This window comes from Patiriisocius sp. Uisw_047 (assembly GCF_047730165.1).
Lineage (GTDB): Bacteria > Bacteroidota > Bacteroidia > Flavobacteriales > Flavobacteriaceae > Patiriisocius.
Window position 1 is genome coordinate 1438443 of record NZ_CP159834.1, and the last position, 12985, is coordinate 1451427.

The 12985-nt window shown below is 36.7% G+C and carries 12 protein-coding genes; 10 read left to right on the plus strand and 2 right to left on the minus strand.

Features of this window, described 5'->3' with window-relative positions; all coding sequences use genetic code 11:
- Positions 1-6: 6 nt before the first annotated feature.
- From ABXT71_RS06445 to rlmN, 6 genes are all read left to right on the plus strand, one after another.
- On the plus strand, positions 7-2037 hold the full coding sequence (locus tag ABXT71_RS06445) for a transglutaminase domain-containing protein (protein WP_415373021.1): 2031 nt from the start codon (positions 7-9) through the stop codon (positions 2035-2037).
- A 3-nt stretch (positions 2038-2040) separates the two neighbouring features.
- Positions 2041-2367: a nucleotide pyrophosphohydrolase gene (locus ABXT71_RS06450; protein WP_415373022.1), complete on the plus strand. Its 327-nt coding sequence runs from the start codon at positions 2041-2043 to the stop codon at positions 2365-2367.
- 226 nt (positions 2368-2593) lie between these two features.
- Entirely contained in the window at positions 2594-3823 is a 1230-nt protein-coding gene (locus ABXT71_RS06455; protein ID WP_415373023.1) for a 3-phosphoshikimate 1-carboxyvinyltransferase, read from the plus strand.
- 82 nt (positions 3824-3905) lie between these two features.
- On the plus strand, positions 3906-4955 hold the full coding sequence (queA, locus tag ABXT71_RS06460) for a tRNA preQ1(34) S-adenosylmethionine ribosyltransferase-isomerase QueA (RefSeq protein ID WP_415373075.1): 1050 nt from the start codon (positions 3906-3908) through the stop codon (positions 4953-4955).
- Positions 4956-5082: 127 nt separating this feature from the next.
- Entirely contained in the window at positions 5083-6735 is a 1653-nt protein-coding gene (locus ABXT71_RS06465) for a T9SS type A sorting domain-containing protein (RefSeq protein WP_415373024.1), read from the plus strand.
- Between the two features lie 98 nt (positions 6736-6833).
- Complete coding sequence (gene rlmN, locus ABXT71_RS06470) at positions 6834-7874, plus strand: 23S rRNA (adenine(2503)-C(2))-methyltransferase RlmN (RefSeq protein WP_415373025.1); 1041 nt, start codon at positions 6834-6836, stop codon at positions 7872-7874.
- Between the two features lie 77 nt (positions 7875-7951).
- Here rlmN and ABXT71_RS06475 read toward each other — a convergent pair whose 3' ends face one another.
- Both ABXT71_RS06475 and ABXT71_RS06480 read right to left on the minus strand, forming a co-directional pair.
- Positions 7952-8173: a T9SS type A sorting domain-containing protein gene (locus ABXT71_RS06475; protein ID WP_415373026.1), complete on the minus strand. Its 222-nt coding sequence runs from the start codon at positions 8171-8173 to the stop codon at positions 7952-7954.
- Positions 8174-8191: 18 nt separating this feature from the next.
- The gene (locus ABXT71_RS06480; protein ID WP_415373027.1) at positions 8192-8431 is read right to left on the minus strand and encodes a hypothetical protein; all 240 of its coding nucleotides are present in this window, start codon (positions 8429-8431) and stop codon (positions 8192-8194) included.
- Between the two features lie 709 nt (positions 8432-9140).
- On the opposite strand from ABXT71_RS06480, the gene ABXT71_RS06485 reads away from it, so the two are divergent.
- The 4 genes from ABXT71_RS06485 to ABXT71_RS06500 all read left to right on the plus strand — a co-directional run bounded on the left by ABXT71_RS06485 (position 9141) and on the right by ABXT71_RS06500 (position 12851).
- The gene (locus tag ABXT71_RS06485; RefSeq protein ID WP_415373028.1) at positions 9141-10118 is read left to right on the plus strand and encodes a polyprenyl synthetase family protein; all 978 of its coding nucleotides are present in this window, start codon (positions 9141-9143) and stop codon (positions 10116-10118) included.
- 232 nt (positions 10119-10350) lie between these two features.
- Complete coding sequence (locus ABXT71_RS06490) at positions 10351-10914, plus strand: RNA polymerase sigma factor (protein WP_415373029.1); 564 nt, start codon at positions 10351-10353, stop codon at positions 10912-10914.
- Complete coding sequence (locus ABXT71_RS06495) at positions 10901-11689, plus strand: hypothetical protein (RefSeq protein WP_415373030.1); 789 nt, start codon at positions 10901-10903, stop codon at positions 11687-11689. The genes ABXT71_RS06490 and ABXT71_RS06495 overlap by 14 nt, the downstream gene beginning before the upstream one ends.
- 106 nt (positions 11690-11795) lie before the next feature.
- Complete coding sequence (locus ABXT71_RS06500) at positions 11796-12851, plus strand: hypothetical protein (RefSeq protein WP_415373031.1); 1056 nt, start codon at positions 11796-11798, stop codon at positions 12849-12851.
- Positions 12852-12985 lie beyond the last annotated feature (134 nt).

Here is a 12985-nt window from a genome sequence, read left to right on the forward strand (position 1 = left end):
ATGTTTATGACGACTAGATTATCATTTATTATATTATTGCTAGCCTTTTACAGTACAAATGGGAACGCGCAAGATTACGACTTTGGTAAGGTGAGCAAAGCAGAAATTGAGCAAGCCGTCCACGCTAAGGAGCCTGAGGCAAATGCCGCTATTCTCTATCGGGAAGTAAAAACAAAATTTAATCAATCTGCAGACAAAGGTTTTTATACAGAAACTGATGTTTTTGAACGGATTAAAATATATAATAAAGATGGCTTTGATTACGCAACAAAACGGATAAGGTTGTATCAAGGAAAGTCTAATAACAGCGATGATGTGCAAGGTTTAAAAGCTATTATTTTTACGTTAGAAAAAGGGAAGATAGAAAAAGAAAAGCTGAAGAACAGTGATGTTTTTGAAGAGAAAATGTCTGAGTATATAGAGGTTATGAAGTTTACAATGCCTAACGTAAAACCTGGCGATGTTATAGATATTAAGTACACCATACGATCTTCGTTTATCTCAAATATAGATGAGTTTCAATTACAAGAGAAAATCCCGGTAGACACGTATAATATGAGTTTTTCGGCTCCAGAGTACTTCGTTTATAAAATGCACCAAAAAGGATTTTTACCTTTTAAGGTTATTCGCAGTTCAAAGAACAGAAAGATGCGATATTCTTATAATGAAAGTTCAGGCACGGGAAGTAATAGTAATTGGTCTGTAAAAAGCGGTAAAACTATACAAGATGAAATTTCATTTAAAGAAAATGTATATTCTATAAATGAAACGGGGATCCCATCCATAAAGAATGAACCGTTGTCAGGTAATTTAGACAACTATATTGCGGGATTAAAATTAGAACTTTCATACACCAGCTTTCCTAATGGTGGGGTTGATTATTATGCAACCACCTGGGATGACGTTTGCAAAACAATCTATCAATCTTCCAATTTTGGTGGAGAGCTAGAAAAAACCGGTTTTTTAAAAAATGAAATGGCTGCTATTTTAGGAGATGCCGTAAGCAGGGAAGAAAAAATAGTGGCGGTGTTTGAGTTCGTAAAAAAGAAAACTGCTTGGAATGAGAATTATGGAGTTTATGCAAGAGAGGGTATTAAAGAGACCTTCAAGAAAAGTGTAGGGAACGCTGGAGATATTAATTTGTTATTAGTGGCAATGTTAAGAGAAGCGGGTGTTAACGCAAATCCTATTTTAATAAGTACAGTAAATCATGGGATCGCTGTGTTCCCAACTCTTGATGGTTTTAACTATGTAATTTGTGGCGTAGAAGAACAAAATAACGTGATCTTGCTGGATGCTACGGGTGATAATGCACCAGATATACTGGACAGAAATCTACTTAACTGGCAAGGAAGACTTATAAGAAAAGATGGAAGTTCTAGCTGGGTACCTTTAATCCCTTCAACCCCCGCTGTTCGTAATTCGATATTAATGTACGAGATTGATACAGATCAAGTAGTGACAGGTAAAATGCAAAAACGATTTACAGGGCACTTCGCAGCAAATTTCAGAGAGAGTTATAAAAACCTCACAAGCGACGAAACCAGAAAACAGCTAGAAGAATACCTAGGAGATAGTGAGCTAAATGAAGTGGAGATAAAATATTTGGACGATGTTTATAAGCCAGTTCAATATCGAAGTGATTTTGAAAACACCTCTTCCGTTGAAGAAATAGGAGATAAGTTATATTTGAGTCCGTTACTCTTCTTAGCAACCGAGGAGAATATTTTTAAAGCAGATACACGAGAATTGCCTATTTATTTTGGGTACCCTCAAAAAGGTGTAACCATGGTTACCATTGCGCTACCAGAAGGGTATAAGGTAGAATCGTTGCCAGAGTCTATCAGTTTAACTTTAGGTGATGATAAGGGCTCTTACAAGTTTATTATTTCTGAAATAACAGGTAAAATCCAACTTTCTGTGGATAATTCAATTAACCAACATATCTTTCTAAACTCAGACTATAAAAACCTAAAGCAATTTTATGAGTTGATAGTGAAGAAAGAAAACGAAAAAATAGTTTTGAGTAAAGTGTAAATTATGGATGTTAAAAACGCACAAGAGCAAGTAGATATTTGGATAAAAACTCACGGAGTTCGTTATTTTAACGAGCTTACTAATATGGCTCAATTAACCGAAGAAGTAGGAGAAGTTGCTCGCATTATTGCGCGCAGATATGGTGAGCAAAGTGAAAAGGAAAGTGATAAAGGCAAAGACTTAGGAGAAGAGCTAGCAGATGTATTATTTGTAGTACTATGTCTAGCAAACCAGACAGGTGTAGATTTACAAGATGCCTTTGATAAAAAACTTGATATAAAAACGAAACGTGATCACGATCGTCATCAAAATAACCCTAAATTAAAGTAATGTTTAAAAGAGTAATAACGCATAAAGGGTTTATAAAATCTGTTGTTTTGTTAGGCTTAATTTATGCCATTGTATTGTTCTTATTGCAATGGGCTTTTAGAAGTTTCTATCCACCTTTTTTTAATCTGAGAAATGTTTTTTTTTCCTTCCTAGCAGGTCTCATCGCAGGACTTTTTATTAGTTATGGTAAATTTTTGGGGAAACTAAAGCAGCAAGATCATAGAAAATGAAAGCCCATCTATCCCACACACCATCACTAAAAAAACATGCTCAAATTATATTGGGTGGCTCAAAAAGTGAATCGAATAGACTACTCATCTTACAGGCGCTATTCTCCAATATTGCGATTTCAAATCTTTCTACAAGTGATGATTCTAAAGCATTGATGGAGGCACTTGCCGGTGATAAAAACCTCGTAGATGTACATCACGCAGGTACAGCTATGCGCTTTCTTGCCGCATACTTTGCTACGCAAGCCGGAAGAGAGGTCACGCTCACTGGTAGCGAGCGTATGCAACAAAGACCTATTGGGATGCTCGTAGATGCTTTGAGATCTATGGGTGCAGATATTGAGTATCAAAAAAATGAAGGGTTTCCGCCGCTACTCATTAAGGGAAAAAATCTAACGATTAAAGAAGTTACTATTGCGGCAGACGTAAGTAGTCAGTTTATTTCTGCGCTCATGCTTGTTGCGCCTAGCTTACCACAGGGTCTCGTGATTCATCTCGACGGAAATGTGACATCGGCACCCTATCTTAAAATGACGTATCAATTGTTAAAGCAATTGGGGTTTGAAGGAAACTTTAGCCGAAATATGATTTGTATATTACCTGGCACTATTTCAGAAAAGAAGCACATTCGTGTAGAGTCAGACTGGAGTTCTGTTTCTTATCTGTATAGTCTAGTGGCGCTCTCGCAATCTGGTTTACTTTCTGTAAGTACATTTGAAAAGGATAGTTTACAAGGCGATGTGGTATTGTCCAGTCTTTATAACGCCTTTGGCGTGGAGACCGTGTTTAATAAAGATGACGGTATTACCTTGCAGAAAATTTCAGAGGCAATCACAAATCACGTGGAGTTTGATCTAGTAAATACACCAGATATTGCACAAACGATTGCGGTTACGTGTTTTGGCCTTGGTTTTTCTTGCCATTTAACGGGATTACACACATTAAAAATAAAAGAGACGGATAGATTACACGCCTTAAAAATAGAGTTAGAAAAACTCGGAGCAAATGTGAACATAACAGAAGATTCACTTTCTTTAGAAAAGTCAGTGGGAATAAAGATGGGTGTAGCGATAGACACGTATCAAGATCATAGAATGGCAATGGCTTTTGCGCCGCTCGCATTAAAATCTTCATTATTAATTAATGATGCTGAAGTAGTGTCAAAATCGTTTCCAGAATTTTGGGATGTACTAATAGACTTAGGTATTTTAATTAAAGTGAAATAATAAACCTCCATTTACTTGACAAGGCCTATCCCCAGATTGTATATTTGCAACCTTTAACCAAAAAATTGAATAATTTATGGGAATGAAACTTTCTAACTTCGGCTTTGAATTACCTGATGAGCTTCTAGCAGAATATCCATCTGAAAACAGAGATGAGTCACGTTTAATGGTGCTTAACAGAAAAGAGCAGACAATTGAGCATAAGATGTTCAAGGATCTCATAGATTATTTTGAGGAAGATGATATTTTGTGTTTGAATAATACAAAAGTATTTCCAGCACGATTATTTGGTAACAAAGAAAAGACGGGTGCTCGTATCGAGGTGTTTTTGTTGAGAGAACTTAATTCTCAAACGCGTCTTTGGGATGTACTAGTAGATCCAGCAAGAAAGATTAGAATAGGAAATAAGCTATATTTTGGTGATGATGAGTCTTTAGTCGCTGAGGTAATAGATAATACAACTTCTAGAGGTAGAACATTACGTTTCTTATTTGATGGGTCTTATGAGGAGTTTCGTAATAAACTAACTGAGCTAGGTGAGACACCATTGCCTAAATACATTAAGCGTAGTGTAGAGCCTGATGATGCGGAAAGATATCAAACCATCTATGCTAAAAAAGAAGGAGCTGTAGCAGCACCTACTGCTGGATTGCACTTTTCTAAACATTTATTAAAACGTTTTGAGATTAAAGGTGTTGATTTTGCAGAAGTAACGTTGCACGTGGGTTTAGGAACTTTTAGCGCTGTTGAGGTAGAGGATCTCTCTAAGCATAAAATGGACAGTGAAGAAATGCATATTGAGCAGGCTACTGTAGATTTAATTAATCAAGGACTAAAAGATAAAAGGCGTATTTGTGCTGTAGGTACTACAGTGATGCGTGCTTTAGAGAGTTCGGTTTCTTCTAACCATACTTTAAATGATTATTCTGGATGGACAAATAAATTTATTTTCCCTCCTCATGATTTTAGTATTGCCAACTGTATGGTGACTAATTTTCATACGCCAAAGTCTACTTTATTAATGATGGTGGCTGCCTTTGCTGGACACGAGTTTACTCAAAGAGCATATCAAGAAGCAATAAAAGAAAAGTATAATTTTTATAGTTATGGTGATGCAATGCTTATCATCTAATAATAACCAATAGTTTAAAATCCCGATAGCAATATCGGGATTTTTTATTTTACAGCAATTCGGTTTGATTCTTTAGATATATTATGGTATTTTAGTTGTTTGCAAGCTATTCTTGCTCAATGGTTTAATGAAGAAAACACTACTCCTTTTTTTGATGTTAAGCGCTGTGGCAATGTCGCAACACGATGGCTCGACCGATCCTGCGAGTTGGGATTTGGGCTTATCCACTCTTGAGGCAGATGTTGTATTGGAGGCATTAGACCTAACAAGAATACATCAGGAAGACCTTGTTAACGATAGAGACAAGACCCATCCCTGGCGATATGGAATAGAAAGGGAATTGTCATTAGATATGAGCGAGTTAGGATCGTGGATTACCTTAGACAATGGAGATCGCATATGGCGGGCTAGAATCATTTCTCAAAACGCATTAAACCTTAGCATAAACTTTAACGACTTCTATTTGCCCATAGGAGCGACTATTCATTTGTTTAATGACGATCAAAACGATGTTGTTACCAGTAGGACGAGTGGTGATAGGAATACTATTTCGCCATTAGGGTCTTGGTTTATTAGGGGAGAAGCAATCAATATTGAATATTTTGAACTTGCTAATACAAATGAAAATGTAAAGCTCGAAATAGGAGGGATTATACACGGGTATCGATTAGGGAAAGTAAATAGGTTTATTGATGAAAAGCGCGGACTCAATGATTCTGGCTACTGTAATTATGATGTTAATTGTTTAATTGGTGAAGATTTTGATACTTATAAAGATGGTGTAAAAAAGGCGGTAGCACTTTTAAATTTAGGGAACGGTTTTTTATGTTCAGCATCATTAGTCAATAACACACAGCAAGATAAAACACCTTATTTGCTAACTGCAAATCATTGTCTAGAAGGCAGTGATCCGGCGCTATGGAGTGTGCGATTTAACTGGATGAGTCCAGGGCCTATTTGCGGAGAGAGTGATGATAGCCAAGATTTACAGACAAACTTTACCCTTAGTGGTGCCATATTAAGAGCGAGTAATGAAATGAGTGATTTTGCCTTGGTCGAAATGATAACAGACATCCCGCAAGCTTGGGATGTTTCTTTTGCTGGCTGGGATAGAACAGATGAGCTGCCAGATTTTGAGGTAGGAATCCATCACCCGAATGGAGATATTATGAAAATATCCAGAGATAATTCTGGTGCGGTTCATGAAAATGCAGAAGGAAAAGAAGTTTGGTTAATAGGAGGCGTATCTGCTGGATCTGGAGATGGATGGGAAATAGGAACTACAGAAAGTGGTTCTTCTGGTTCGCCACTATTCAATCAAAACGGGCTTATTATAGGGCAATTATACGCTGGGAATTCTTTTTGTGAGAATAATGAAAATAATAATGATTTTGATGTTTATGGAAGATTTGCTACCTCTTGGGATTTCGGAAGTACAGGAAGTACACGACTTTCAGAATGGTTAGACCCGGCTGAAACAGGTGTGAACACAATTATCACCTTACAGAACATATTAAATATTCCAGATAATGAGATTATTGGTGCGCTTGAGATTTACCCTAACCCAGTTTCAGACCAACTCACTGTGATGAACAGTCGCTATCCTAAGCTGCGCTATTCTTTTTATGATATACTAGGACAAGAGATCTATGCTGGCGCTATGGCTAACACGCTTAATTATGTTTCTGTTGCAAACCTTTCTAATGGGATGTATTTCTTGAAACTAGTTGATGGCGATAGTGACGCCACGATTACAAAAAAAATAATGGTTCAAAAATAATACGTGCCTTACTTTAAGATGTATGCCCATTCATGTTTTTTGAATCAGGGCATTTTTTATAGGGAATCGTAATACAAATGGGTACTTTTGCAAGAGTTATGATTTTAGAAAAAAAAGATATACGAGCGCTTTCTAAGGAAGAATTAAGAAACTTCTTTGTCGGCCTAGGCGACAAAGCCTTTAGGGGGAACCAAGTCTATGAGTGGCTGTGGAGTAAAAGTGCCCATACTTTTGAAGCGATGACTAATCTTTCTTTAGAAACTAGAACACATTTAGAAACTCATTTTACCATTAATAACATTAAAGTAGATTCTATTCAACGTAGCAATGATGGGACCATTAAGAATGCTGTAAAGCTTCATGATGGCTTTATTGTAGAGTCTGTTTTAATCCCTACTAAGTCAAGAACAACGGCTTGTGTGTCCTCTCAAGTAGGGTGTAGTCTTGATTGTCTTTTCTGTGCAACATCACGCTTAAAAAGAATGCGCAACCTGAATCCAGATGAGATATATGATCAGGTGGTAGCTATTGATAAAGAGAGTAGATTGTACCATAACAGGCCGCTCTCAAATATCGTATTTATGGGCATGGGAGAACCACTCATGAATTATAAAAATGTTTTGGGGTCTATTGAAAAAATAACCAGTCCAGAAGGCTTGGGAATGTCTCCTAAGAGAATAACGGTTTCTACCTCAGGGGTTCCAAAGATGATTCGTAAGATGGCAGATGATGACGTGCGTTTTCATCTTGCAGTTTCATTGCATAGTGCTATTCAAGAAACTAGAGAGCAGATTATGCCTTTTGCTAAATCTTTTACACTCGATGATTTAAGAGATGCTCTTATTTATTGGTATGAAAAAACAAATCGTGCAATAACCTATGAATACATTGTTTGGAAAGACATCAACGATAAGAAAGAAGATATAGATGCATTAGTTCGTTTTTGTGCACACGTGCCTTGTAAAGTGAATTTAATAGAATATAACCCTATTGATGACGGACAATTTCAACAAGCGCAAGATGCCGCTGTTGATGCTTATATTTCAGGGCTAGAGAAAGTAAGGGTGCCTGTAACTGTAAGGAGAAGTAGAGGGAAAGATATAGATGCTGCTTGTGGGCAGTTAGCTAATAAGTCATAGCCGTTCTGGGTTTAGTAAAATAAAAAAGGCGACTCAATTGGAGTCGTCTTTTTAGTAGCATACAGCGAGGTTATATTTTACTTGCTAATTTTGAAAGACTTTTCAGCTCCTTCAATAGAAACCTTTGCAATATATACACCGGTTGCTTTTGAAGATAAATCAATAGACTCTGTTGTAGAAGAAAGTACTCTGTTAAGAACGACTTGTCCGTTTAAGTTATACACTACGATATTCTCCATTGCTGAAGCAGCTTTCATAGTTAATACATCGTTAGAAGTAAAGAATTCAAAGTTATTCAATGCTTGATCAGTAACGCTTTATACTTCAACCCATTCTATCTTTAGGAAACCGTTATCAAGCGCTTCAGCAACACCACAGTTAGCTGTTTCGTTAATAACTAGTAGATAGGTGCCTGAAGCAGAAGCTGTAAAAGTAATTTCACAAGTACTTCCAGCATCTAAACCAGAGGCATCAACATCACTAAATTGATTAGCACCAACACCTGGTCCATTACAAGCGCTAAATTTATATGTTTCTCGTTGGATCACGTTATCCAATAAATAAGCTTCAGACTTCCAAATTTCAAAAGTATCAATTTCAATAGCGTCTCCGTTTGGAGCAGGGGCTCCACCTGCAGTATTAAAATTAGTGTAAGGGGTCCATCAACGTGATCGGTAGATTGAGCATTCATTGCTACCGTAACAAGCAAAGCAAGTAACAATGAAGAATTTTTTTTCATAATAAAAAGTTTTTAGATTAAATTCAAGTTCAAATGTGGTATTTTTTTGTATTGAAAAAATAGTGTTTAATAAGAATTATTGTGATGGCTAAGGCAGTTTTACAATTGCACTGATGGCAGTAGTGAATAATTATTTACTGATTTTCAAAAACCTTTCGACTCAATAAACAGACATTTTGAAAAATGATACGCCTGTTGCTTGGGTATATAAATCAATTGATTCATTTTTAAGAGAATGAGCGCTGTTGCATTCTCCATTGTGGAATTGGCTTTCATAGTTTGAACATCATTGTTATTATAGTGCTCAAAACTATCAATAGCATGATCTGCATATATTTATTGTACAAAGGCAATATTGAAAAAATATTATCATTTATAGACTTAGACCTAGTTGCCTTGGAGGCTTACGTTGATAAGTCACTCTGTCGCAAAAAGGTGTATTTTTCTTATTTCTGAAATTTTAATGAGACCCAATATCTAAATATTATAGATATTGGGTCTTTTCATTTAACTATCTTTGAGTGCAAATGAAACCAGTAGCAAAAATAAAACTACCCATCGAAAAGGAGATGGAGCTTTTTGAAAAGAAGTTCCGAGAATCGATGACCTCACAGGTTTCACTACTCAACCGTATTACCCATTATATCGTAAATCGTAAGGGCAAACAAATGCGCCCTATGTTTGTTTTTCTCATCGCAAAGATGTGTAACGATGGCTTAGTGAATGAAAGGACCTACAGAGGGGCGTCTGTTATAGAGCTCATCCACACAGCGACACTTGTGCACGATGATGTTGTAGATGATAGCAATAGAAGACGTGGGTTTTTTTCTATAAATGCACTCTGGAAAAATAAAATTGCAGTACTCGTTGGTGACTATTTATTATCAAAAGGATTGTTATTGTCTATTGACAACGGAGATTTTGACCTACTTAAAATCATTTCAGTTGCAGTACGCGAAATGAGCGAAGGAGAATTGCTCCAGATAGAGAAAGCCAGAAAACTAGATATCACAGAAGATATTTACTTCGAGATCATCCGTCAAAAAACAGCAACTTTAATTGCTGCTTGCTGTGCAATGGGAGCAAAGTCTGTAAGTGCAACTGATGAAGAAGTAGAGAATATGCGCAAGTTTGGCGAACTGCTTGGGACGGCGTTTCAAATCAAGGATGACTTGTTTGATTATGGTGAAACGGCCATTGGAAAACCAACTGGGATAGATATCAAGGAGCAAAAAATGACACTTCCACTTATATTTGTGCTAAATAATGTTTCAGAAAAAGAGAAGCGTTGGCTCATTAATTCTATAAAAAACCACAATAAAGACAAGCAACGCGTAAAAGAAGTAATTGCCTTTGTAAAAACAAATGGAGGTCTTGATTATGCAGAGCAAATAATGAAAGACTACCAGCAAAAAGCATTAGGCTTATTAGTAAACTTTCCCACTACACCATACAAAGACTCCCTTGAGTTAATGGTAAATTACGTTATAGACAGAAAAAAATAGTACGCAGTATTCGGTATGCAGTGATTCAATATTCTGTAACACAGTACTAAGTTAATCAGTATTAAAAATAAGCTACGCTACAAATCCAGGCTTTAACCGGATTCACATTTTTAACCTACAATCACAACGAACTACTAACTACTGTTTACCTAATGACTTAATTACTCAAATCCTAGGCAACCCTTTTTAGAAATACTGCGTCTATATAAATAGAAGCAAATGCAAAGCAAAAGTGAAACTTATTTCTTTACATAAAAACTATAACAAACTCATTGCAAAGGCTGCAAAGGGAAATCGAAAAGCGCAGCAAGAATTGTTTGAACTTTTTGCCCCTAAGATGATGGGAGTATGTAGAAAGTATATGAAGAATAATGACCTTGCAGAGGAGGTAATGCTTACTGGGTTTTTAAAAGTGTTTACAAATCTGGAGACCTTTAATGATCTAGGGAGCTTTGAAGGCTGGATAAGAAGAATTATGGTGAACGAGTCTATTTCTCAATTAAGAAAGGAAAAAAAATTACGTTTTGAAGACGAGACGGTGCTAGACACTCAGGAACACGCGACGTATATAGAAAGCAAACTTGAGGTAGATGAAATCCAGAAACTCATAGATGCCCTGCCTGCTGGTTATAAAACCGTATTTGTATTATATGTGATAGAGGGGTATAAGCACAGTGAGATTGCAGAGCTGTCGCACATCACAGAAGGAACCTCAAAGTCACAATTGTCGAAAGCACGCAAGATGTTGCAAACTAGATTAACGCAAGAAAATAAAATTAGTTATGGCACCCATTAAATTAGAAGATCACATAAGAGAGGAGTTTGAGGAGCGCAAGATTGCACCTTCTTCGGGAGCTTGGGACAAGCTAGAAGCACAGCTGGATAAGGAACAGGGCAAAAAAAGACCATTATTTATTTGGTATGCCATTGCGGCGAGTATTGTTGGAATTGTTTTTATTGCATCACAATTTTTTTTCAATGAAGAAGCAACTGTAAAACAACAATTAGTAGATATGGAAATAGAAACACCAATAATCGAAGAGGTGTTAACTTCGGAAATATTAAAAACCGAAACACAGCTAGCAAAAGAAACTCGAGTGCTAGAAAATAAAGTAGCACCTGTAATTACGGAGCAAGCACAAAAATCTTCCGTAGCGACCCTCGAGAAAAATAAAGCACAGAAAGTTCAGAAAATAGGAATGCCCGTAAACAATGCTAATACTATTAGGCTCGCTGTTCAAGAAAGAGCTAATCTTCCAATCGAGCACATTTCCGAAGTGATAAACAAAGAGATGGAGCTTCTTACAAAAGTAGATGAAGTGGTTGCGGCGGTGCATAAAATACAAGAAGAGAGAAGCACGGTGTCTGCGGCAGAAATAGATGCATTATTAAGCAATGCTCAGCGAGATCTTGCCACAGATAGAATCCTTAATGAAACCAAAATAGATGCCACTGCATTATTAGAAGATATAGAGTTTGAACTCGAAAAATCTTTTAGAGATAAAGTCTTTGACGCGCTAGGAGACAACTTTTCTAAAATAAGAACCGCAGTTGTTGAGCGGAATAATTAAGCAAATTAGCTCAGCTTGACTGGGTAATCATTCATCAATCACGTAGTAAAAGCCTCCTTTTAATAAAGGAAGGCGGCGGAGCTACACCTAAAATCAAACTACTATTATGAAAATGAAAACTATTACATTAGGAATCCTGTTGTGGCTTATCGCACTAACAGTAGGTGTTGCACAAGATACAGGCACTACTTTGGCTGTTTTAGAACAAGCAAAAGAGCAAGTGATAAACGAAGAGAAAGAAGCCTTGAAAAAAGAAGTTGAAGTGATAAACGGGCGTCTTGAACAAAATGAAATCACCGCAGAGAATGCTGAGGTCTTAAAGCGTGAAGTAGCAGAAAAGCGAGCCCTCAACATAGAGAATAGAGTGGCGATTATAGATAATAAAATTGCGCTCTTAGAACGAAATGGAAGTCTTGCTGATGAAACAGAAACCGTTGGGATAAAAATCACTCTTGCTGGAGATGATGGGGAAGAACGAATATTTAATGTAGGCGTTACTAATGAGAAAGAGGTCGTGTATGATCGTCGTACCACATCAGACTTAGTTTTTGCTCTTGGTCTCAATAACGCAATATTAGACGGTGAAGGCCTGGACGACTCTCCCTACAGTATAGGCGGAAGTAGATTTGCAGAACTAGGTGTCGCCTGGAAAACTAGGGTCTTTGAGAACTCAAACTGGTTGCGTGTAAAATATGGTTTTTCATTCCAGTTTAATGGGCTTAAGTCTACAGATAATCAATTTTTGATAGACACTGGTGAGCAGACAGAGCTTCAGACCTATCCATTAGACCTAGATAAATCTAAGTTAAGAATGGACAACCTAGTAGTGCCTGTACATTTTGAATTTGGTCCTTCAAAAAGAACAGATAAAGAAAACTATTTTCGATACTCGACTTACAAGAAATTTAAAATAGGATTGGGTGGATATGCTGGGGTTAATCTTAGAACTGTGCAGAAGTTAAAGTTTAGAGAAGATGGCGAAGACCGTAAGAAGAAATTAAAAGCTAGTTTTAATACAAACAATTTTATCTACGGTTTGAGTGGCTACATAGGCTGGGGAACCACCTCGTTTTATGCAAAATATGATTTAAATAGCGTTTTTAAAGACAACCCTACAGCACTTCATAACGTATCACTCGGGTTACGTTTCGATTTAGATTAAGTGTTTGTTTAATGATGCCAATTAGTTTGAACCATTTTAGGGATTAATTGGTACTACTTGTTAGTTAGAAAAAGGTTTCAGTAATGGAGCCTTTTTTTTGTTGATAATAATCGGTGTTTAAAGTTTAATAGTTG

What these genes read in the sequence shown, in the direction of transcription:
- ABXT71_RS06445 (WP_415373021.1), top strand. Translation starts at nt 7, where the DNA reads ATGACGACTAGATTATCATTTATTATATTATTGCTAGCCTTTTACAGT.
- ABXT71_RS06450 (WP_415373022.1), top strand. Translation starts at nt 2,041, where the DNA reads ATGGATGTTAAAAACGCACAAGAGCAAGTAGATATTTGGATAAAAACT.
- ABXT71_RS06455 (WP_415373023.1), top strand. Translation starts at nt 2,594, where the DNA reads ATGAAAGCCCATCTATCCCACACACCATCACTAAAAAAACATGCTCAA.
- queA (WP_415373075.1), top strand. Translation starts at nt 3,906, where the DNA reads ATGAAACTTTCTAACTTCGGCTTTGAATTACCTGATGAGCTTCTAGCA.
- ABXT71_RS06465 (WP_415373024.1), top strand. Translation starts at nt 5,083, where the DNA reads ATGAAGAAAACACTACTCCTTTTTTTGATGTTAAGCGCTGTGGCAATG.
- rlmN (WP_415373025.1), top strand. Translation starts at nt 6,834, where the DNA reads ATGATTTTAGAAAAAAAAGATATACGAGCGCTTTCTAAGGAAGAATTA.
- ABXT71_RS06485 (WP_415373028.1), top strand. Translation starts at nt 9,141, where the DNA reads ATGAAACCAGTAGCAAAAATAAAACTACCCATCGAAAAGGAGATGGAG.
- ABXT71_RS06495 (WP_415373030.1), top strand. Translation starts at nt 10,901, where the DNA reads ATGGCACCCATTAAATTAGAAGATCACATAAGAGAGGAGTTTGAGGAG.
- ABXT71_RS06500 (WP_415373031.1), top strand. Translation starts at nt 11,796, where the DNA reads ATGAAAATGAAAACTATTACATTAGGAATCCTGTTGTGGCTTATCGCA.